The following is a 20089-nucleotide window of genomic DNA, read 5'->3' on the forward strand; positions in this document are numbered from 1 at the left end:
GTGGTGGAGTACACATCAGGCGGCTCCTCGTGGACCCACGCACTGCGCCGGCTCGGTCGCGCTATGCTGCCACGCCGGCCGCAGAAGCGAGGTTTTGCCTGGTCAGTGCTGACACCGGTGGTGCTCGTGGTGGCCGGGATGCTCTTCTCCCTCAGCGCCGCGACCGCCCACGGCACCGACCTTCGCGACGACCGGCGGCCGGAATTGACGAACCTCATCGCCGAGCGAAAAAAATCCATCGCCGACGCCCGGGACCGGGCCGCCCGGCTGCGCTCCGAGATCGACCGGCAGCAGCAGGGCCAGGCCGGCGCCGACGGACAGGTCGACGAGCAGCGCAAGCGCGGCGACGCCGAGCAGGCCGCCGCCGGGCTGACCGCCATGCACGGGCCCGGGCTGGTGGTCCGGCTCGACGACGCCCCGCGCCGCGCCGACGGCACCCGCCCGGCCGGCGCCACCCCCGATGACCTGGTCGTTCACCAGCAGGACGTGCAGGCGGTGGTCAATGCGCTGTGGGCCGGCGGCGCCGAGGCGATGACGCTGATGGGCGTCCGAGTGATCGCAACGAGCGCGGTACGCTGCGTGGGTAACACGCTGCTGCTCGACGGACGGGTCTACTCCCCGCCCTTCGAGGTCGCCGCCATCGGCGATCAGGCCGCCATGCGACGCGCGCTCGAAGGCTCCGAGGGGGTCCGGTTGTTCAGCGAGGCTGCCGATTCCTTCGGGCTCGGCTACCAGGTCAGGGTGGAGGCGGACATCCGCACCCCGGCCTACGACGGCTCGACCGCCCTCCGTGCGGCGCAGGCCGGGTCCTGACGCGATGGAGCACTCGCCCCGTCACCGCGCGCTCGACCAGGACGACATCGCCACCACCGTGATCCCGCGGCTGCCGCCCAAGGACGACGCGACCGCGGTAATCCCGAAAGTCGCCCCGGACGCGACCGAAACTGTCTATATTCCAAAACTCAGCGAGACCGAAGCGGCCGCCCCCGCCGCCGAGGACGAGAAACTTCCACCGACTCCCACCCCCGAGGACGAGGACCAGCCCGCCGCACCCGCGGCATCCAAGGGCGCCGTGGTCGTTCCACTGCGCCCGGTCCGCACCGAGGAAGGGTACCGGAGCGTGTACTCCGAATACACGAGGACCACGTTCGGCTCGGTGGCACGCGCCATCAGCCGCGGCACGGGCGAGGTGCTGATCACCTTCGGCCTGATCGTGCTGCTGTTCGCCGGCTACGAGGTCTGGGGCAAATCCGCGATCGTCGACGCCCACCAGGACGAGCTGAACCGCCAGCTCGAACAGCAGTGGGCCCAGCAACCCACCGTCGGGCCCAGCGCCGGCCCGTCGCCGCAGGTGGTGAAGCCGGCCAACGGCGCCGTCATCGCCTCCGTGCACATCCCGCGGCTCAACAAGAAGTGGGCGGTCGTGCAGGGCGTGACCCCGGCCGACATCCGCTACGCGCCCGGGCACTACCCGGACACGGCCCTGCCCGGCCAGGTCGGCAACTTCTCGATGGCCGGTCACCGCACGCCGGCCATCTGGTGGGACCTCGACCAGCTCAAGCCCGGCGATTCCGTGGTCATCAAGACCGCCGACACCTGGTACGTCTACAGCGTCACCGGCCACGAGATCGTGCTGCCCACCGCCGTGCAGGTGGTGGCGCCCGTGCCCGACAAGCCGGGCGAGGTGCCGACCAAGGCGATGCTGACCATGACCACCTGCAACCCGAAGTTCAACAACTACCAGCGGCTCGTGGTGCACGCCGAGCTCACCCGGTCCCAGCCCGTCACCGACGGCGATCCCGCCGAGCTGAAGGGCTGAGCGCGTGTATTCCTGGCTCTGGCGCCACATCCCCTTCAAGCAGTGGCAGCTCAAGGCGCTCGTCTCGGCCGTGCTCGCGCTCGGCGTGGGCGCCCTGCTGTGGTATCAGGTCTTCCCCGCGGTCGAGCCGATCCTGCCGTTCGACGACGTGCAGGTCGAGACCAACGACCCGGGCGCGGACATCACGATCGAAAGCCCCGCCCCGTCGCAGGCACCGTCGCCGGCGAAGGCCCCCGCCAGCTCCGCCCCCCAGGTGGTCCTGCCCAGCTAGGAGAGCCGTGCGCGTCCTGGTCATCGACAACTACGACTCGTTCGTCTTCAACCTGGTCCAGTACCTCGGCCAACTGGGCGTCGAGTGCGAGGTCCGCCGCAACGACGAGCTCACCGTGGCCGAGGTGGCCGCGGCGAACCCGGCCGGCGTGCTGCTCTCCCCCGGCCCGGGCACCCCGGAGCGGGCCGGCATCTGCATGGACGTCATCACCGAGCTCGCCGGGAAGCTGCCCATCTTCGGCGTGTGCCTCGGCCACCAGGCCTTCGGCGCGGCCTTCGGGGCCACCGTGACCCGCGCGCCGGAACTCCTGCACGGCAAGACCTCGCTCGTGGAGCACACGGGGCAGGGCGTGCTCGCGGGGCTGCCGAATCCGTTCATCGCGACGCGGTACCACTCCCTCGCCGTGCTCGAGGAGACGCTCCCGCCGGAGATCGAGGTGACCGGGCGGACCGAGTCCGGCGTGGTGATGGCGATGCGCCACCGCGAGCTGCCCATCGAGGGCGTGCAGTTCCACCCCGAGTCGGTGCTGACCCAGGGCGGGCACCAGATGCTCGCCAACTGGCTGGCGGCCTGCGGGCTGCCGGGTGCGCTGGAGCGGGCGCCGGAGCTCGTCGCGGAGGTCGAGGCGCGGCGGGTCGCGGCCTTCGCCTGAGGCGCCAGGTTGTGCACAACCCTGTGGATAACTACCGAGTTATCCACAGGGCACGGACGGTGAGGCTCAGCCCCCGGCGCTCTTGCTCGGGTTCGCCGACGCCGGGGTCGACGGGCTGTTGTCACCCTGGCCGATCTTGAGCACGATCTTGTCGGTCTTCAGGTACGTCTTGCCGACCGTCTGCTGCACGGAGACCACGAGCCCGACCTTCGAGTCGTCGGTGACGGTGATGCTCTGCGTGGTCACGTTGGTGAAGCCGGCCGCCTGGAGCAGCCCCTGCGCCTCGCCCGGGCTCTTGTCGAGCACGTTGGGCATGATCGCCTGGTTGAACTTCGAGACGTAGACCGTGACCGTCGAGCCCGGCTTGACCTGGGTGCCGGACGCCGGGTCGGAGCTCTGGACCTCGTCCTTGGGCTCGGTGCCGTCGCGATCCTGGATCTGCGGCACCAGCTTCAGGCTCTGCAGCTGCTGGGTGGCCTCGTCCTTGCTCATCCGGGCCAGCTGCGGCACGGTGACCAGCTGCGGCGCGCCACAGATCTCGTAGTCGATCTGCGTGCCCTGCTTGACCTCGGTGCCGGGCGTCGGGTTCTGCAGGGTCACCACGCCGGGCTGGCAGTTCTCCGTCGAGCCGCCGCGCGGGTCGCCGGTCAGGCCGGACTGGCGCAGCACCTCGGCGGCCTCGCCCTGGCTGCGCCCGGTGATCTGGGGCACCCGCACCGGTGGCTCCTGGTTGGCCAGGTAGAGCCCGATCGCCAGGGCGGACACCGCGAGCAGGCCCAGCACCGTCAGCATCACCACGACGCCGGTGGAGCTCTTGCGCTTCTGCCGCTGGTTGGCCCGGGCCGGCTGGCGCGAGGCGGGCGGCGGCCGGTAGGCGGTGGTCTGCTGCTGGGCCATGACCGCGGCCATCTCGTCCTCGGTCATCACCGGGGGCGCGGAGACCGGGCGGCCGGCCGCGGCGCGCATGACGTCCGCGCGCATCTCGCCGGCCGACTGGTAGCGGTTGAGCGGGTTCTTGGCCAGGGCCTTGAGCACGACCGCGTCGATCTCGGGCGTCACGTCGCGGTTGCTCGAGCTCGGCGGCCGCGGGTCCTCCCGGACGTGTTGGTAGGCCACCGACACCGGGTTGTCCCCGACGAACGGCGGGTGGCCGCAGAGCAGCTCGAAGATCACGCACCCGGTCGCGTAGACGTCGCTGCGGGCGTCGACCGGCTCGCCGCGGGCCTGCTCCGGGGAGAGGTACTGCGCGGTGCCGATCACCGCCGACGTCTGCGTCATCGTCGTGGCCCCGCTGGCCAGCGCCCGGGCGATACCGAAGTCCATCACCTTGACCTGGCCGGTCTGCGTGAGCATCACGTTGCCCGGCTTGATGTCGCGGTGGATGATGCCGTGCCGGTGGCTGAACTCCAGGGCGGCGCAGATGTCCGCCGTGATCTCCAGCGCCCGCCGCGGCATGAGCCGGCCCTCGGCCGCCAGCACCTCCTTGAGGGTGCGGCCGTTGACGAACTCCATGACGATGTACGGCAGTTCCTCGCCCGCCGGACCGCGCTCCTCGCCGGTGTCGTAGACGGCGACGATCGCGGGGTGGTTGAGGGAGGCGGCGTTCTGCGCCTCCCTCCGGAACCGCAGCTGGAAGGTGGCATCGCGGGCCAGGTCGGTCCGCAGTGTCTTGATCGCGACGTCGCGGCCGAGCCGCAGGTCGCGACCCCGATGGACCTCGGCCATTCCGCCATAGCCGAGCAGCTCCCCGACCTGGTAACGGCCGCCGAGGAGGCGTGGCTGGGCGGTCATGTCGTGTCGTCCTTCGGTCATCGACTATCTACCTTGCCACGTCATGCGACGGGGACACATTCCAGCTGGTACGTGTGTTGCCCGGGTCATCCCCCGACGCACTTGCCATCGATGATGATGCCCGGCGGGTTGCAGGTGGCGCTGGTCTTCGGGCCCGGCCCGTTGGACGGTCCGTTGCCCGGGTCGGCGGTGGTACCGGTCGGCTCGGGGTTGTCGTCGATCGCGCCCTGGTTGACCGTCAGCGTGATCGTCGTGCCCTGCGCGATGTTCTCGCCGCACGGGTCGACCTTGGTGACCGCGTTCGGGAACGCGCCCTTGGTCGGCTCGGCGACGATGTTGACCTTCATGCCCTTGCGCTCGAGCTCGCGCTTGACGATGTCCCCGGTGCCGATCGGCCGGCACGCCACGGCGACCGGCTTGCCCGTCGCCTTGGGCGGGGCCGACGACTGGACCGGGGCCGCCGACGTGGGGTTGTCGCCGACCGGGTTCGTCGGCTCGTCGTTGCCCCTATTGGCCAGGTAGAGGCCGCCAATACCGACCAGCACCAGCAGCACGACCGCGGCCACGCCGACCAGGAGCAGGTTGTTGTTGCGCCGGCCGCCACCGTTCGTGGTCCGCGGACCGGGCGGCGGGCCGGGCTGGTAGCCGCCGGTCGAGCCGAGGAAGGTCGCGGTGTCGTTGGACGGCGGCGGGGCCACGCCGGCGGCGCCGCGCGCGTTGTGGGCGCCGAGGCCCGCGGCGGCACCGGCGGCCGCGCCCGGCACGGCGCCGGGCATGATCCGGGTGCCGGCCGCGCCCGAGGTGGGCGGGCCCGACATCGGCGAGCCGGACATCGGGTGGTTGCCGTAGCCGGGCGAGACGGGCGAGGCGGAGACCGGGCCGCCGGAGACCGGGCCGTGGCCCATCGGCGAGCCGGGCGGGCCCATCGGGGCGCCCATCGGCGGGACCACGGGGCCGGCCGCCGTGCCGCCGGAGAGCTGGCCGGAGACGCGGCGCGCGGCCTGGGCGAGTGCCGCGGCGCTCGGCCAGCGGGCGGCCGGGTCCTTGGCCATGGCCCGCTCGACGAGCTGGGCGACCGGCGGCGGGATGTCGGCGGGCAGCGGCGGCGGCATGTCGCGGACGTGCCGCATCGCGATCTCGAGCGGGTTCTCCCCCTCGAACGGCCGCGCGCCGGAGAGGCACTGGTAGGCCACGACGCCGAGCGCGTAGACGTCGGAGAGCGGGGTGGCCTGGGCGCCCGAGGCCTGCTCGGGCGAGATGTAGGAGGCGGTGCCGAGCACCGAGCCGGCCGCGGTGAGCTGGGCGACGGCGGCCGACCGGGCGATGCCGAAGTCGGTGAGCACCAGCGTGCCGTTGGGGCGCACGAGCAGGTTGCCGGGCTTGACGTCGCGGTGGACGATGCCCTTCTCGTGGGCGGCGTGCAGCGCGTCGGCGGCCTGGGCGATGAGCGCCATGGCGCGCGCCGGGGTCAGCCGGCCGACCCGCGAGAGGGTGCGGGAGAGCGCGTCGCCCTCCACGTACTCCATGATCAGGAAGGCGGTGCCGTTCTCGCTGCCGTAGTCGTAGATGTCCACGACGCCCGGGTGGTTGATGGTCGCCATGGTGCGGGCCTCGCCGCGGAAGCGCTCGGCGAATCCCGGCTCCTCCATCAGGGCGGAGAGCAGCACCTTGATGGCCACCGTGCGACCGAGCACCTCGTCGGTGCCCCGCCACACGTCGCCCATTCCGCCGCCGGCGATGCGTTCGTCCAGGCGGTATCGGCCGCCGAGGGTGGTGCCGGCGCTCAACATGTCGCGCACCTCATTATCGAATGCCCTTTTCGTCCGCGTATGCCTTCATGATCAGGCCGGCAATCCGAGCCGCCTCGCCGCTGCCGCCCTTGCCAGCGTTCTCGAGGAAGACCGCGACCGAGACGATCGGCTTGCCATCCTTGAGCGCGAAGCCGATGAACCAGCCGTGGTCCTCCGACTCCTCGCCGTTCTCCGCCGTACCGGTCTTACCACCCACGTCCAAGCCCGAGATGCGCGCGCTGCGGCCGGTGCCGTCGTTCGACGTCACGACGCTGAACATCATGTCCTGCAGCTCTTTGGCCACGCCGTCGTTGATCGGCGTACGCAGCAGCTTGGGCTCGGTGTGGTCGGCGATCGACAGGTCGGAGTTCTGCAGACGGTCGACAATGTAGGGGCGCATCTGCTTTCCACCATTGGCAACCGTCGCCGCAATCATGGCGCCTTGCAGCGGAGACATCTTCACCTCGCGCTGTCCGATGCTCGACTGAGCGACGGCGGGCGGGTCGACGCGGTTGTCGGTGCCGGCGGTCATGGGGCCGGTGTGGCTGGCCACGATGCCGCAGTAGTTGCGATCCTGGTCCTCGATGAGGCGGGGCTCCTGCTCGAACCCGAAGGCCTGGGCCATCGACTTGAGCTTGTCGGCACCCACCCGCTCGACACCGATGCGGGCGAAGACCGTGTTGCAGGAGACGGTCAGCGCCTGCTTCATCGTGATGCTGTCGGGGCAGATGCCTTCGTGGGAGTTCTTGATGCGGAACGTCGAGGTCTCCGGCGGCTGGTAGAACTCGCCACCCTGCACGGTCGATTCGGGCGTGAGGGAGGAGTCGGCGCTCATCGCCGCCGCCGAAGTGATGATCTTGAAGGTCGAGCCGGGCGGGTAGACCTCCGAGGTCGCCCGGTTGAGCAGCGGCTTGTTCGGGTCGTTGTTGAGCGTCTTGTAGTTCGCCGAGGCCGCGTTGATGTCGTGGGTGCTGAGCAGGTTGGGGTCGTAGCTGGGCAGCGAGACCTCGGCCAGGATCTGTCCGGTGGCCGGGTCGAGCGCGATGGCCGCGCCCTTCTTGATGCCGAGCTTGTTGGTCCCCAGCGCCTGGTACGCCGTGTCCTGCGCGGCCTTGGACAGGGTCAGCAGGACGTTGCCGCCGGCCGGCTCCTTGCCGGTGAACATCCCGGCGATCCGGTCGGCCGCCTGCTTGTCCGAGGTGCCGATCAGGAAGTCGTTGTTGAGCTTCTCGAGCTTGGTCGAGCCCAGGTTGACCGGCTTGTAGCCGAGGACGGAGGCGTACTCCTCCTTGAGCGGGTACGTCCGCAGGAACTTCAGCGAGTCCCCGGTCTCCTGCGAGTCGGCCAGCACGTTGCCCTTGGCGTCGACGATCTTGCCGCGGGGCCGCTCGTACTCGGTCGCCTGCACGCGGGCGTTGCGCGGGTTGGTGCGGTAGTCGTCGGCCTTGACCACCTGGCGGTAGTTCAGGTTCAGGAACAGCATGGCGAACAGCACCATGACCACGACCCCGACCCGGCGCAGCGGGGCGTTCATCGCACGACCTCCGTGGGCATCTCTTTGATCTGAACCGGCGCGCCGCCGCCACCGCCGGGCGCCGTGCCGCCGAGCCCGGCCGAGGGGGCACCCCCGGCGGGCCGGCGCGACGCGTCGGAGATGCGCAGCAGCAGGCCGACCAGCAGCCAGTTGGCCACCAGCGACGAGCCACCCGCCGAGAGGAACGGCGTGGTCTGCCCGGTCAGCGGGATGAGCTGGCTGATGCCACCCACGATGACGAACACCTGCAACCCCAGCGTGAACGCGAGGCCGCCGGCGAACAGCTTGCCGAAGGAGTCGCGGACGTTGATCGCCGCGCGCAGGCCCCGCTCGACCAGCAGCAGGTAGGTCACCAGCAGCGCGGTCAGCCCGAAGAGCCCGATCTCCTCGCCGAGGCCGGAGAAGATGAAGTCCGTCCAGACCTCGGGCACCTTGGTCGGCTGCCCGGCGCCGGGGCCGGTGCCGGTCAGCCCGCCGGTGCCCAGCCCGAGTAGCGACTGGACCAGCTGGTAGCCCTTGTTGTCCGCGTCCCCGAACGGGTCGAGCCAGGTGGTCGCGCGCTCGGAGAAGTTCAGGAAGGGGCCGCCGACGGTCTTGCCGAGGAAGTACGCCAGGAACGCGCCGCCGAGGAAGAGCCCGAGGCCGATGATCAGCCAGGACACCCGCTCGGTGGCGACGTAGAGCGTCACGACGAAGAGGCCGAAGTACATGAGCGAGGTGCCGAGGTCCTTCTCGAAGATGAGGACCATCAGCGACATCAGCCACACGAGCACGACCGGCCCGAGGTCGCGGCCGCGGGGGAAGTCGATGCCGAGGAACCGCTTGCTCGCCAGGGAGAGCACCTCGCGCTTGCGCACCAGGTAGTAGGCGAAGAAGACCAGCAGCGCGATCTTGGCGAACTCGCCCGGCTGGATCGTGAAGCCCGGCAGCTTGATCCAGAGCTTGGCGCCGTGGATCGCCGAGTACCTCGCGGGCAGCACCGCCGGGATGAGCACGAGCACGATGCCGGCGAGGCCGAGCGTGTAGGCGTACCGCGACAGCGAACGGTGGTCGCGCACGATCGCCAGGAGCGCGACCGCACCCACCACGGCCGCGGCCGTCCAGCCCAGCTGGCGGAAGCCGTCGCCGCCGAAGACGTTGAGCTCGGGCCGGTCGACCGCCTTGGTGGTGGCCAGGTCGAGCCGGCGCAGGAAGGCGACGCCGATGCCGTTGATGAGCGCCACTGCGGGCAGGATCGTCGGATCGGCATACGGCGCCAGGAACCGCACCGCCATGTGCGCGGCGAAGAAGATCACCGCGATGATCGCGGTCTGGACCCAGAAGTCGCCCGTGACCTGGCCGATCGCGTTGCCCTCGACGACCGCCGCATAGATCGTGAGGATGGCGATCACGAAGAGCAGCAGTCCCAGCTCGACGTTGCGCCGGGTCGCGGGGCGGGAGGGCGCCGAGACGCCCGCTCCGCCGCCCATGGGCGGCGGAGCCGGGATGGCGGTGGCGGTCACGACTTTCTTCCTTCTCGCCTCAGCACGTCAGCAACTGGCGCCGGGGGTCGGGGTCAGCGTGGCGGACGGGTCGTCGGTCGGCGACGGCGGGACGGCGGGATCCCCGGCGGGAGCGCTGACACCGCCGCTCGCGGTCGAGGTGGCCGACACGGAAAGAGACGCCGAGGTGGAGTCGGAAGGTTGCGCCGTCGGGCACGCCTGCTTGCGGTTGGGGTTGGCCGGATCCTCGAGCTGGGCCAGCTTGTCCTGGGCCTGCGCGAGGGTGTCGACCTGGATGCCCTGCTTGACGGTGCCCTGGGCGGCCGGCGTGAGGTCGTCGAGGGTGAGCGTCGGGCTCTCCATGTAGACCTCGGAGAGGTCGAGCCAGGCGACCTTGCCGGGCACGCCCTTGAAGATCGCGATCCGGCCGGCATCCGTGGCACCGACGTAGTAGCGCGACTGGGTCACGCTCCAGCCGTACCAGAGCCCGCCGCCGAGCAGGCCCAGCAGCACCACGAGGAGGATCGCGGTGCGCACCGGGTGACGGCGGGAGCGCTGCTCCCCGTCCTCGCGGACGTTGGCCACGGCGTTGGCGCGCTGCTCGGCCTCGTCGTCCGGCACCGGCGGGCGGGGCGCGGCGAGCGCGGCCCCCCGAGCCGAGGACATGGACTGGTCGGCGGAGGTCGCCATGCCCCGGTCCTGAGCCGCCGCACCGCCGACGATCGGCCGCGCCTCGACGATGTCCTCGTCGGTGACGTCGGCGACGATCACGGTGATGTTGTCGGGCCCGCCGCCGCGCAGGGCCAGCTCGATGAGCCGGCCGGCGCACTGGTTGGGATCGACGTACTCGCGCAGCGTGGACTCGATGGTCTCCGCGCTCACCACGCCCGACAGGCCGTCGCTGCACAGCAGGTAACGGTCTCCGGGCTTGACCTGGCGGACCGAGTACTCGGGGTCGGCGTCGCGGCCGTCGAGCGCTCGGGTCAGAAGCGAACGCTGGGGATGGCTGTTGGCCTCCTCCAGGCTGATGCGGCCCTCGTCGACGAGCATCTGGACGTAGGTGTCGTCCTTGGTGACCTGGGCGAACTCGCCGTCGCGCACGAGATATGCGCGCGAGTCGCCGATGTGCACCATGCCCATCTTGGAGCCGGAGAACAGCATGGCGGTCAGGGTCGTCCCCATGCCCTCCATGGCCGGGTTCTCCTCGACCGCGTCTCGGATCTGCTGGTTCGCCAGGTCGACGGCGCCCCGAAGGGTGTCGATCATGGCGTTGCCGGGCACATCCTCGTCGAGTGGCGCCATGGTGGCGATGACAATGTTGCTGGCGACGTCACCGGCGGCCATGCCGCCCATGCCGTCGGCCACGGCAAGCAGCCGCGGTCCGGCGTAAACGGAATCCTGGTTCCCGCTCCGGATCAGACCGCGGTCGCTGCGAGCCGCATAGCGCAAGGTGAGGGTCATGGCCGTAACTCGAGTGAAGTGCGGCCGATGCGAATCGGCACGCCGAGGGGGACGGGGGTAGGCGCGCTGACCTTGGTCTTGTCGAGGTAGGTCCCGTTGGTGGAGCCCAGATCCTCGAGATACCACTGGCCGGCGCGCGGTACGAGACGGGCGTGCTTGGACGAGGCGTAGTCGTCGGTGATCACCAGCGTCGAGTCCTCGGCGCGCCCGATCGTGATCGGAGCCTCACCAAGGGTGATGCGGGTGCCTGCCAGCGCGCCTGCGGTGACGAAGAGCTGGTTGGCGGTCTTGCCCCGCTTCACCTTCGCCGGACGGCCGGGAGCCGTCACCGCACCAACCCCCCGGGGCGCGGCAACGATCCGGCTCGAACGCGAGCCCGCGAACAGGTCCCGGCGGATCACTCCCACGACCGTGAATACGAAGATCCACAGCAGCACGAGCAGCCCGTACCGGGCGACAGTGATGACGAATTCCATCTACGACGCGCTCATTCAGATCCGCCTACGTGAAAGTACGGTCATCCATCCACGCGGTAGGTCAGCGTGGTCGTGCCGAGCTGGATCATGTCACCCGGGTTCAACGCGACAGCCGAGACGCGTTGACCGTTGACCATCGTGCCGTTGGTGGAGCCGAGATCGGTCAGCACGACCTGTGCCCCGTCGAAGTCGAGCCGCGCGTGGCGACGCGAGATGCCGACGTCGGGGAGCCGCATGTTGGCCTGGTCGCCCCGGCCGATCACGGTCGAACCAATCGACAGAGGGTAGCTTCGCCCGTCGCCGGACACCAGTCGAACGTTGCGCGCCGGGCCGCCGGGTCCGCCGGGCGGAGGCCCGTAGCCGCCGGCCTGCTGCTGGTTGTAGCCACCATACGGGTCCGGGGTCGGCGGGGGCGCGACGTCGGCACCGGTGTAGACCTCGGCGGTCACGCGGAACATGCCGGTGTCGAGCCCATCGCCGCGCTCGATCTCGACGATGACGTCGCCGTAGACCGTCCAGCCCTGCTCGCCGATGAACTCGGCCTGCGACTGGGCGAGCTCCTGCGCGAGCGCGGCGGCGTACGGCGCCAGCCGGCTGTGGTCGTAGGGGGACAGGTCGATCACGTAGCGATTCGGCACGAGCGTGCGCCCGCCGGCCAGAATCGCCTTGTGGGCTTCCGCCTCCCGTTGCATGGCGTTGAGGATCTCCACGGGGTGGACGACCCCCTTGAAGACCTTGGCGAAGGCCCCCTCGACCAGGCCCTCTAGGCGCTTCTCGAAGCGCTGCAGCACACTCACCGGTTCCTCCTCGGGTTCCGAGGTCATGATGGTATCCGGACGTCGCACGCCCGTATGCAAGCTGACCGGCTGGCCCGTGCTACTCTTCCGTGGCGCCCAGGGAAGCCTAGTGCCTACCCGGTGATTCTGCCGAGTGGGACTTGGGTTATGCTCTGACGCGCCGGACCAACCGAAGCTTGCTTCAGATGGTCCAAGGGGAAGTGGCGGAATGGCAGACGCGCACGGTTCAGGTCCGTGTGCCCGAAAGGGCGTGGGGGTTCAACTCCCCCCTTCCCCACCGCTGAGGCAGCTCCTGCTCATGCAGCGGAGCTGCCTTTCGCTTGTCAGCGGTGGATCCTTCGCGCTCCCTTCGGTCGCTCCCCATTGGGGGGCTCCCGCCCACCCAACCCCCCCGGTCACTGGTTGCGGTCCGTCTGCTCGTTGCGGTCCGACTGGTGGTTGCGGTCTCCGCTCTCGGCCTTCGGCCCTCGTTTTGCTCGACTCGCTTTGCTTCGTCGGGTTCGTGACTTGCGTTGTCTGCGGCTGCGGGGGGCTCGGCCTTGCCACGGGTATGCTGCCGTCTCGTGAGCGTTGCACTAGTCACCGGATCGGCCGGACTCATCGGATCTGAAGCCGTGCGCCACTTCGCCTCCCTGGGGCTGGACGTTGTCGGCATCGACAACGACATGCGCAAGCGCTTCTTCGGCGCCGAGGCCTCCACCGCCTGGAACGTGGTCCGCCTTACGAGTGACCTCGGCGAGGCGTACACCCACCACGACGTGGACATCCGGGATCGCGACGCGCTCGCGGCGATCTTCAAGAGGTACGCGAAGGACATCGCGGTCGTCATCCACACGGCGGCCCAGCCGTCGCACGACTGGGCGGTCCGCGACCCCTTCACGGACTTCGACGTCAACGCCGGGGGCACCCTCAACCTGCTGCAGAACGTGCGCGAGCACTGCATCGAGGCGCCGTTCATCCACTGCTCGACCAACAAGGTCTACGGCGACCGCCCCAACTCGCTGCCGCTGCGCGAGCTCGAGACCCGGTGGGAGATCGAGCCCGGGCACGAGTACGAGGGCGGCATCAAGGAGGACATGTCGATCGACGCCTGCCTGCACTCCGTCTTCGGCGCCTCCAAAGTCGCCGCGGACGTGATGGTGCAGGAGTACGGCCGCTACTTCGACATGAAGACCGCCTGCTTCCGCGGTGGCACCCTGACCGGCCCGGCGCACTCCGCGACCGAGCTGCACGGCTTCCTCGGCTACGTCATGCGCTGCAACATGGAGCGCCGGACGTACAAGATCTTCGGCTACAAGGGCAAGATGGTCCGCGACGCGATCCACTCGCACGACGTCGTCGCCGCCTTCGAGGCCTTCTTCCGCAACCCGCGCTCGGCCGCGGTCTACAACCTCGGCGGCGGCCGGCACTCGAACACCTCGCACCTGGAGGTCTTCGCGCTGGCCGAGCGGATCACCGGCAACGAGATGATCACCGAATACCACGAGGCCAACCGCGTCGGCGACCACCAGTGGTGGATCGGGTCGAACGAGCGCTTCCAGATGGACTACCCGGACTGGAAGCAGGTCTACGACGTGCCCATGATCTGCCAGGAGATCTACGAGGCCAACGTCGGCAAGTGGACGCCGGAAGCCTGACGCCGTGATCGATCAGGGCAAGCGCAACGTTCTCGGGGTCGAGGTCAGCGCCGTCGACTACGACAGCGCCGTGGACAAGGTGATGAGCGCGGCCCGTGACGGGCGCTCGCTGGCCGTCACCGCCCTCGCCGTGCACGGGGTCATGACCGGCGTGCAGGACAAGGCGCACGGGGCGCGGCTGAACTCCTTCGACCTCGTGACGCCCGACGGCCAGCCCGTGCGGTGGGCCCTCAACCTGCTCCACCACGCCCAGCTCGCCGACCGGGTGTACGGGCCGGACCTGACCCTCAAGGTGCTCGCCGCGAGCGCCGAGGAGGGCCTGCCGGTGTACTTCTACGGCTCGACCCAGGAGACGCTGGACCGGCTCGCCGGCAAGCTGCACGAGCGCTTCCCGGCCCTGAAGATCGCCGGGATGGAGCCCTCGAAGTTCCGCCCGGCCGCCGAGGGCGAGCCGGAGCAGATCGCGGCCCGGATCAAGGCCTCGGGCGCGCGGGTCGTCATGGTAGGCCTCGGCTGCCCGCGCCAGGAGGTGTTCGTCTACGCGATGAAGCACCTGGTCGACGCGCCGATGCTCGCCGTCGGCGCGGCGTTCGACTACCACGCCGGGGGCCTGAAGAACCCGCCCGCCTGGATGCAGCGCTACGCGCTGGAGTGGCTGTGGCGGCTCGGGCTCGAGCCGAAGCGGCTCTGGCGGCGGTACATCCTGCTCAACCCGAACTACCTGGCTCGCCTCGGCGCCCAGAAGACCCGCCTCTGGCGCGCGGCGCCGCCGGCCCCCGCGACCGAGCCGCTCAAGACGTTCGCGGTCTGAGGATGCTGATGGGCGCCGCAATGGCGCCCATTCCGCATTTTTGGGATTTGTCACATCAAGCGGACAAATCCCGCATGGTGGGAAGGTCAGCGGCCGGTGATGGCGTCGACCTTCGCGGTGCGGCGCTTGAAGGTCCCCCGCTTGTCGAAGGCGCGCTCGGCCGGCCACAGCATCAGGGCGAGCGGGGCCGCGATGTACCAGCGGTCCAGCATCACGTACGCGACGATGTTCGCGACGACGCCAAGGGCGTAGAGACCGATCAGCCAGTCGATTCGCCGATCGCCGAGGCCGCGCTTGTGGTAGGCGTCCAGCACGCCGAAAGCGCCGACACTCAGCGCCAGCAGGCCGAACCCGCTGACACAGGCGAAGATCAGATCCGAATCGGTCACGTCAGTTCCTCCTTGCTCCGCTGCCCGTTACACCGGCAAACTTCGACCCAAGCTAAGCGGACATTTCAAGATCGACCATCAACTTTGCGACACGGCACTCGGCCGAAGGTGGCGCGACCAATCGGACATTCAGCCGATACCACTGATCTTGCCCACCATGCTGATGAATCGGCCGCGTCCCCGCGGTCTTGAGGCGTCTTCGCCTGCACGTGGGCGCCGGCCGCGCCCAGGGATCGAGCCAGGAGGATGTTCGAGCACCGGTGCTCATGACGGGCCCCGGCCACGCTGAGGGCGCACCCGGAGCCCGTCCGACCTCCCCAGGTCGAGTCCTCCCTGCTTTGTACAGGGTGCGGATCGACCTGTCGATAGACAGGCAGGGGCGCACGCTCGCCCTACTTCAGCTGGCGAGACTCCTGGGAGTAGATGAGCTCCAGGATGCTGCGGGCCGCCTCGAACCAGCGGTCCAGCCACTCCTGCTGCGGCATGGTGCCCTTCGGCGGAAGCTCCATAAGCAGGCCGCGCAGCAGCGGGTGGTCGGCCATCGACCCGGTCGGCGTGTCGAGCCAGGAGTCGCGGCCGAACATCGGCTCGGTCAGCGGGGAGGCGGAACTCAGCGAGCTGCTACCCAGCGAGCTGCTGCTCAGCGAGCCCCCGGTGAGCGGGCCGAGGTCCGCGACGAGCGACGACTCGGGAAGCTTGGGCGGCGTCATGTCCAGCGGCATCGTCGCCCGGTCCAGCGGCGAGCCGTTGCGCGGGGACAGGTCGTCGAGCGGCCCGTCGCCGATGCCGTCCCGGCGACCGCCCGGACGGTAGCTACCCAGTTGCCCGGAGAAACGGTCGTCGGTCTTCGACGATCCGTTGCCGAAGTTTTCGGGGCCAATGTTCACGGTAGGAAGCCTTATCTCACTCGGGGGGAAGTGTCGGAATCGGGCGATTCGCGGCACTCACTCCTACAACGACGTTGCTGGTGCAACGGCCACGCTCCGGGGCAAACACTGGGCGAAATACCCCCGCCCGCACCGGCGCGTCGCGCTCCCGGGCCACCAAAAAGCGACCGGCCCGTATCGCGGGCGAGTCGCCACGAAAACGGGCCGGCCGGATTGGCGCGGGGCGCGTGATGTCACGCCAGGTCGAACTCCCCGTCCTTGGTGCCGCCGACGAAGGCGACCCACTCCTCCGGCGTGAACAGCAGAACCGGGCCGGTCTTGTCCTTCGAGTCGCGGAGCGCCACGGCCCCGCCGACGAACGCGACCTCGACGCAGTTGTCCGAATACGGGCCGCTGCGAGTGCTTTTGCGCCACGCGGCACCGTCGAGGTTCACGCTGAAGCCCTTGGCTTCGATCTCCACTACAACTCCTTTGCCAGCTTCACGAACATCGACACTGACTCGTCCGGACGGAGTGCATTGGCGCGCAAGTAGTCAAAGATGAATCCGTAGCGCTGAAGCTCGTCGTCCTTCTCGAGAAAGAGGCCGCCGGCCGCGTTCGAGGCGAACGCGAAGTTCTGCCCGGCAGACTCGTCGTACAGCAACATCGTGAATGCCCCGTCCATCCCGGCGTGCGCACCGGCGGAGAAGGGCAGGACCTGCAAAGTCACGTTCGGCCAGCCGGCCGCCAGAGCCAGATGCTCGAGCTGGCGACGCATGACCGCCCTTCCACCCACCGGGCGGCGCAGAACGGCCTCGTCCAGCACCACCCAGAGATCGATCGGGTCATCCTGAGTGAGTAACGACTGTCGGCTTATTCGGACACGCACGCGTTTCTCGACATCCGTGGCGCTGATGTCGGGGCGGGCGGCGTGGATCATGGCCTGCGCGTATTCCTCGGTCTGCAACAGCCCGGGGACGACGAGCGCCTCGTAGGAGCGGATGTGGTCGGCGGCGGCCTCGAGCCCCACGTAGGCGCTCGTGAGCACGTCACCGTACAGCTGCCACCAGCCCTTCTGCCGCGCCTCGCGCGCGATCTTCAGCAGTTGGTCGGCGTATTCCGGGTCAACCCCGTAGATATCGAGCATGTCGCGCACGTCGCGGGGCGTGACGCCGGTCTGCCCGGTCTCGATCCGCGAGATCTTCGAGCCGGAGCACTCCAGCCGCTCGGCGACCTGGTCGATGGTGACGTGTGCGGCCTCGCGCAGCCGTCGCAGTTCCATGCCCAGCTGCCTGCGCCGGAGGGTTGGGCTGCCTCGTCGACTTGCCACGTTTTGTCGCACCTCCACGCCGCGGGATCTACGTATAGATCAGCGCAACATCGTAGAGCCGCACAAGGCGGCTGAGCACAACATACTGTGACTCATACCTGCGGTGGAAAGTTCGACTTGCAAGTTGCATTGATCACCGTTGTGGGGCAACCTGTCCGTGTGGCTGGGGTCACGGATTGTTCACTTGACCGACCAATCCCCCTCAGGCGGACGCAGCGACCAACGATTCAGCCGATCGGCGGTTACGGACAAGGCCCCCGCGAAGGACCCCGTGACCAGCCCTTTTCCCCCGCAGGCCGACGGAAGACGGGAGTCCCACGTGTTACCGAGGACAGGTGACGTGCTGCGCGTGACGAAGACCGCGAGTGTGCAGTTCACGCAGCCCATGCTGTTCCGAGTGATCCGCGTGCACGACTGGCAGACCTACGACGGCTGGGCCTGGCTGGACGGGTATCAGCTCAACACCTCGGGCGACGCCGTGGAGCGCCGCTCGATCTTCGTCCTGCTCCAGGGCCTGCAGCCGGGTTTCGTCGCCCGCAACCAGCGCTCCGCGGCCCCGGCACGGACCGGCATTCCGGTCACCGTCGGCTGACCGGGTCTTCCGTTTGTCGCGGCCCGTCTCCGCCACGCCCCCAGCGGCTGGCGGAGACCACGCCCCCAGCGGCTGGCGGAGACCACGCCCTCAGCGGCTGGCGGAGACGCTGGGCTGCGGGTTCTCCGACGGTGGCGGGGCCATGGCGACCGAGAGGGTGATCGTCTCGCCCGGCAGCACCGTCGCACCCTCCCCGGGCCGCGAGGACAGCACCTCGCCCGGCGGCAGCGAGTCGTCCACCGTGCGCTCCACCCGCACGTTGAGCCCGAGCGCCTGCAGCTTGACCGTCGCCTCGGCCAGCGAGTTGCCCCGCAGCGGCGGAATCGTCACTGGACCGGGCGGCGCGCTGGTGGGGGCCTCCGTGGACGGCGGGGCCGAGGTCGGAGGCGGGGCACTGGACGGCGGCGGCGCGGGCGAGGCCGCGGCGGACGCGGAGCTCGACTCGACCACCCCGGGCGCGTTGCGGCCCTCGGCGGTCGCGCGGTAGATGAGGTACAGGCCGACGCTGAGCGCGGCGACCAGCACCAGCGCGACGATGCCGACGACGACCGGCATGAGCCAGGAGCGCCCCTGGTACGGGTCCTCTTCCTCCTCCGTCCACTCCGGCTGCGCGGACGGGCGGAGGGCGGGGTCGCCGGGCGCGGGCACGCCGGCGCGGGCCGACCAGCGCTCGCGCTCCGTGTCGGCATAGGTCTCCTCCACGATCCGGGCCGTCGGACGCACCCGGCGCATCGGCTCGGCGTCCGGGAGCCCGACCTGCGTGGCGTCCGAGGGCCTGACCTGGGTGGCATCCGGATCGGGGCGCTGGATCCGCGTCGCGTCGGGGTCAGCGTCGTCCTGGTCGCCCTCGAAGGGCCAGAACGGCTGCGTCGATGACTCGTCGTCGCGCTCGTTCGCCATGCCTCCAGTTCACCACCATGTCCTCCCGGTCCGTCGGATCGCCGCGATATGGCCACCCACGCGGCTCGCCCGGAGGGTCTTGACGAACCCCCGCTTGGACTCGCCGAGGTGGACGGCTGGGCTTATGCTGCGCGGCATGGCGGCGAGAAGCTGGGCTACCTCAATATCTACGGCGATCGGCGTCGCGGCCGGCGCCGGTGCCGCGCAGCTCGGGCTCGGCTACGGACTCGGCATCATCTCCTGGCAGCCGACCGGCGACAGCGCCACCGTCTGGGTCAGCAGCATCGCCTGGGTGACCTGGCTCGCCGCGTCCTCGACGGTCATCGGCGCCATCTGTGCCGACCGGCTCGCCGGCGCCGGAGCCATGGTCCCGGCCGAATCCAAGAGCGTCGGCGGCAGGGCCCACACGGTCGCCTGGCGCGTGGTCATCGCGCTCGCCGCGGCCGTCGGCTCGCTGATCATCGTGCCGCTCGTGGCCATCCCGTCGCGGGTGCCGCGGCCGGACAACGCCGCGCCCTACTTCACCGCCGGCGGCTACGCCGTCGCCGGCCTGATCGTCGGCCTGCTCATGGCCATCGGCGCGCTGTCCGTCCGAGCCGTGGCCGCGAACATCATCGCCTCGTCGGCCTGGCTGTGGACGCTCGCCGTGGTCGCCGTCGCCGACGTCGTGCGCGCCGACGGGAACACCGCCACCGCCGCGCAGCTGGGCACCTGGCAGTTCACCGACGCCACCTGGATCAACGGCATGGTCAACCTGCCGAGCGCCCTGCTCATGATCGTGATCGCGCTGGTCATCGGCGCCCTGGCCGCCTGGCCCGCGAGCCGCCGCGGCGACAACCGCGTGGGCGTGGCCTTCGCCGGCGGCTCCGGCCCGCTGCTGGTGGCCCTGGCGTACTCGCTCTCCAAGCCCGTCCTGGGCGAGCACGACCCGCACCTGTCGGCGTTCTTCATCACGCCGTACGTGGTGCTGGCCGGCCTGGCCGGCTCGGTCATCGTCTCCTCCATCGGCCCGCGCGGCTCGCGGGCGCAGTCCCGGGCCGCCCGCCGCGCCGCCTCCGAGGACCGCGACGCCCGCTCGGCGGCCGAGTACAACGACTGGCACGCCGCGCTGGCCGAGGTGGACGCGGCCGAGAACCGCCGCCGCGACCCCGAGGACGAGGCGGCTTCCAAGGAGCCCGTCACGGTCGGGGCCGCCCCCGCGCTCGACTCGGCCACCGACCTGGAGTCGGACGCCTACGCCCCCTCGCGGGCCTACGGCAGCGGCAGCGCCGAACCCGCGGGCCGCACGTATGCCTCCGACGCCTCGAAGCGCGCCTACGCCGAGGAGACCGTCGACGACCAGCCCGCGATCGCCGCCTCGACCAGCTCGTCGACGACGTCCACCGGGCGCGCATCCGTCGCGCCGCTCTGGCCCGAGGAGCCGAGCACGGAGGACGAGAAGAAGAAGCCCGCCCGAGGACGAGGCCGGGGTCGCGGCAAGCCGTCCGAGTAG

The 20089-nt window shown here is 70.1% G+C and carries 20 protein-coding genes and 1 tRNA gene; 9 read left to right on the forward strand and 12 right to left on the reverse strand.

Features of this window, described 5'->3' with window-relative positions; translation table 11 throughout:
• Window positions 1-3 precede the first annotated feature (3 nt).
• The 4 genes from AC6JBM_RS43600 to AC6JBM_RS43615 are packed head-to-tail and all read left to right on the forward strand — an operon-like array spanning window position 4 to window position 2742.
• Window positions 4-813, forward strand: a complete 810-nt coding sequence (locus tag AC6JBM_RS43600) for a DUF881 domain-containing protein (RefSeq protein WP_497979595.1) — start codon at window positions 4-6, stop codon at window positions 811-813.
• Window positions 814-817: 4 nt separating this feature from the next.
• Window positions 818-1819: a class E sortase gene (locus AC6JBM_RS43605; RefSeq protein WP_350622692.1), complete on the forward strand. Its 1002-nt coding sequence runs from the start codon at window positions 818-820 to the stop codon at window positions 1817-1819.
• 4 nt (window positions 1820-1823) lie between these two features.
• The gene (locus tag AC6JBM_RS43610) at window positions 1824-2090 is read left to right on the forward strand and encodes a hypothetical protein (RefSeq protein ID WP_497979596.1); all 267 of its coding nucleotides are present in this window, start codon (window positions 1824-1826) and stop codon (window positions 2088-2090) included.
• A gap of 7 nt (window positions 2091-2097) precedes the next feature.
• Entirely contained in the window at window positions 2098-2742 is a 645-nt protein-coding gene (locus AC6JBM_RS43615; protein ID WP_350622688.1) for an aminodeoxychorismate/anthranilate synthase component II, read from the forward strand.
• 66 nt (window positions 2743-2808) lie between these two features.
• Here the strand turns inward: AC6JBM_RS43615 and pknB are convergent, their stop codons facing one another.
• The 7 genes from pknB to AC6JBM_RS43650 all read right to left on the reverse strand — a co-directional run bounded on the left by pknB (window position 2809) and on the right by AC6JBM_RS43650 (window position 12099).
• Window positions 2809-4533 carry a Stk1 family PASTA domain-containing Ser/Thr kinase gene (gene pknB / locus AC6JBM_RS43620; RefSeq protein ID WP_497986672.1) on the reverse strand — a complete coding sequence of 575 codons (1725 nt, stop codon included), beginning with the start codon at window positions 4531-4533 and terminating at the stop codon, window positions 2809-2811.
• 86 nt (window positions 4534-4619) lie between these two features.
• Window positions 4620-6323, reverse strand: coding sequence for a serine/threonine-protein kinase (locus AC6JBM_RS43625; protein ID WP_497979597.1), 1704 nt, complete (start codon window positions 6321-6323; stop codon window positions 4620-4622).
• Between the two features lie 13 nt (window positions 6324-6336).
• A complete protein-coding gene (locus tag AC6JBM_RS43630) occupies window positions 6337-7857 on the reverse strand; it encodes a peptidoglycan D,D-transpeptidase FtsI family protein (RefSeq protein WP_497979598.1) in 1521 nt (506 codons plus the stop codon).
• Window positions 7854-9326 (reverse strand): FtsW/RodA/SpoVE family cell cycle protein, encoded by a 1473-nt coding sequence (locus AC6JBM_RS43635; protein ID WP_497986673.1) that lies wholly within the window; start codon window positions 9324-9326, stop codon window positions 7854-7856. Before AC6JBM_RS43635 ends, AC6JBM_RS43630 begins: the two co-directional genes overlap by 4 nt.
• Window positions 9327-9386: 60 nt before the next feature.
• Entirely contained in the window at window positions 9387-10799 is a 1413-nt protein-coding gene (locus AC6JBM_RS43640; RefSeq protein ID WP_497979599.1) for a PP2C family protein-serine/threonine phosphatase, read from the reverse strand.
• Window positions 10796-11275, reverse strand: a complete 480-nt coding sequence (locus tag AC6JBM_RS43645) for an FHA domain-containing protein FhaB/FipA (protein ID WP_433054374.1) — start codon at window positions 11273-11275, stop codon at window positions 10796-10798. Before AC6JBM_RS43645 ends, AC6JBM_RS43640 begins: the two co-directional genes overlap by 4 nt.
• A gap of 41 nt (window positions 11276-11316) precedes the next feature.
• Window positions 11317-12099, reverse strand: a complete 783-nt coding sequence (locus AC6JBM_RS43650; protein WP_497979600.1) for an FHA domain-containing protein — start codon at window positions 12097-12099, stop codon at window positions 11317-11319.
• Between the two features lie 167 nt (window positions 12100-12266).
• On the opposite strand from AC6JBM_RS43650, the gene AC6JBM_RS43655 reads away from it, so the two are divergent.
• The 3 genes from AC6JBM_RS43655 to AC6JBM_RS43665 all read left to right on the forward strand — a co-directional run bounded on the left by AC6JBM_RS43655 (window position 12267) and on the right by AC6JBM_RS43665 (window position 14520).
• Window positions 12267-12349: transfer RNA gene (locus tag AC6JBM_RS43655), tRNA-Leu, on the forward strand.
• A 286-nt stretch (window positions 12350-12635) separates the two neighbouring features.
• Window positions 12636-13709 carry an NAD-dependent epimerase/dehydratase family protein gene (locus AC6JBM_RS43660; protein WP_497979601.1) on the forward strand — a complete coding sequence of 358 codons (1074 nt, stop codon included), beginning with the start codon at window positions 12636-12638 and terminating at the stop codon, window positions 13707-13709.
• A 4-nt stretch (window positions 13710-13713) separates the two neighbouring features.
• On the forward strand, window positions 13714-14520 hold the full coding sequence (locus tag AC6JBM_RS43665; RefSeq protein ID WP_497979602.1) for a WecB/TagA/CpsF family glycosyltransferase: 807 nt from the start codon (window positions 13714-13716) through the stop codon (window positions 14518-14520).
• A gap of 86 nt (window positions 14521-14606) precedes the next feature.
• Here the strand turns inward: AC6JBM_RS43665 and AC6JBM_RS43670 are convergent, their stop codons facing one another.
• The 4 genes from AC6JBM_RS43670 to AC6JBM_RS43685 all read right to left on the reverse strand — a co-directional run bounded on the left by AC6JBM_RS43670 (window position 14607) and on the right by AC6JBM_RS43685 (window position 17057).
• Window positions 14607-14909, reverse strand: coding sequence for a hypothetical protein (locus AC6JBM_RS43670; protein WP_350622674.1), 303 nt, complete (start codon window positions 14907-14909; stop codon window positions 14607-14609).
• Window positions 14910-15301: 392 nt separating this feature from the next.
• On the reverse strand, window positions 15302-15796 hold the full coding sequence (locus tag AC6JBM_RS43675; protein WP_497979603.1) for a hypothetical protein: 495 nt from the start codon (window positions 15794-15796) through the stop codon (window positions 15302-15304).
• A 233-nt stretch (window positions 15797-16029) separates the two neighbouring features.
• A complete protein-coding gene (locus AC6JBM_RS43680) occupies window positions 16030-16257 on the reverse strand; it encodes a DUF397 domain-containing protein (RefSeq protein WP_497979604.1) in 228 nt (75 codons plus the stop codon).
• Window positions 16257-17057, reverse strand: a complete 801-nt coding sequence (locus tag AC6JBM_RS43685) for a helix-turn-helix domain-containing protein (protein WP_497979605.1) — start codon at window positions 17055-17057, stop codon at window positions 16257-16259. The genes AC6JBM_RS43680 and AC6JBM_RS43685 overlap by 1 nt, the downstream gene beginning before the upstream one ends.
• 367 nt (window positions 17058-17424) lie before the next feature.
• Here AC6JBM_RS43685 and AC6JBM_RS43690 point away from each other — a divergent pair, with 367 nt between their 5' ends.
• Complete coding sequence (locus tag AC6JBM_RS43690) at window positions 17425-17697, forward strand: hypothetical protein (RefSeq protein WP_350622668.1); 273 nt, start codon at window positions 17425-17427, stop codon at window positions 17695-17697.
• A 90-nt stretch (window positions 17698-17787) separates the two neighbouring features.
• On the opposite strand, the gene AC6JBM_RS43695 is transcribed toward AC6JBM_RS43690, so the two are convergent.
• Entirely contained in the window at window positions 17788-18597 is an 810-nt protein-coding gene (locus tag AC6JBM_RS43695) for a PASTA domain-containing protein (protein ID WP_497979606.1), read from the reverse strand.
• Between the two features lie 292 nt (window positions 18598-18889).
• On the opposite strand from AC6JBM_RS43695, the gene AC6JBM_RS43700 reads away from it, so the two are divergent.
• Complete coding sequence (locus tag AC6JBM_RS43700) at window positions 18890-20089, forward strand: hypothetical protein (protein WP_497979607.1); 1200 nt, start codon at window positions 18890-18892, stop codon at window positions 20087-20089.

This window comes from Dactylosporangium thailandense, from assembly GCF_059739745.1.

Excerpts from the sequence above, each read along its gene's own strand:
- AC6JBM_RS43605 (WP_350622692.1), top strand. The coding sequence starts at position 818 with ATGGAGCACTCGCCCCGTCACCGCGCGCTCGACCAGGACGACATCGCC.
- pknB (WP_497986672.1), bottom strand. The coding sequence starts at position 4,533 with ATGACCGCCCAGCCACGCCTCCTCGGCGGCCGTTACCAGGTCGGGGAG.
- AC6JBM_RS43625 (WP_497979597.1), bottom strand. The coding sequence starts at position 6,323 with ATGTTGAGCGCCGGCACCACCCTCGGCGGCCGATACCGCCTGGACGAA.
- AC6JBM_RS43630 (WP_497979598.1), bottom strand. The coding sequence starts at position 7,857 with ATGAACGCCCCGCTGCGCCGGGTCGGGGTCGTGGTCATGGTGCTGTTC.
- AC6JBM_RS43635 (WP_497986673.1), bottom strand. The coding sequence starts at position 9,326 with ATGGGCGGCGGAGCGGGCGTCTCGGCGCCCTCCCGCCCCGCGACCCGG.
- AC6JBM_RS43640 (WP_497979599.1), bottom strand. The coding sequence starts at position 10,799 with ATGACCCTCACCTTGCGCTATGCGGCTCGCAGCGACCGCGGTCTGATC.
- AC6JBM_RS43645 (WP_433054374.1), bottom strand. The coding sequence starts at position 11,275 with ATGGAATTCGTCATCACTGTCGCCCGGTACGGGCTGCTCGTGCTGCTG.
- AC6JBM_RS43650 (WP_497979600.1), bottom strand. The coding sequence starts at position 12,099 with ATGACCTCGGAACCCGAGGAGGAACCGGTGAGTGTGCTGCAGCGCTTC.
- AC6JBM_RS43685 (WP_497979605.1), bottom strand. The coding sequence starts at position 17,057 with ATGGAACTGCGACGGCTGCGCGAGGCCGCACACGTCACCATCGACCAG.
- AC6JBM_RS43695 (WP_497979606.1), bottom strand. The coding sequence starts at position 18,597 with ATGGCGAACGAGCGCGACGACGAGTCATCGACGCAGCCGTTCTGGCCC.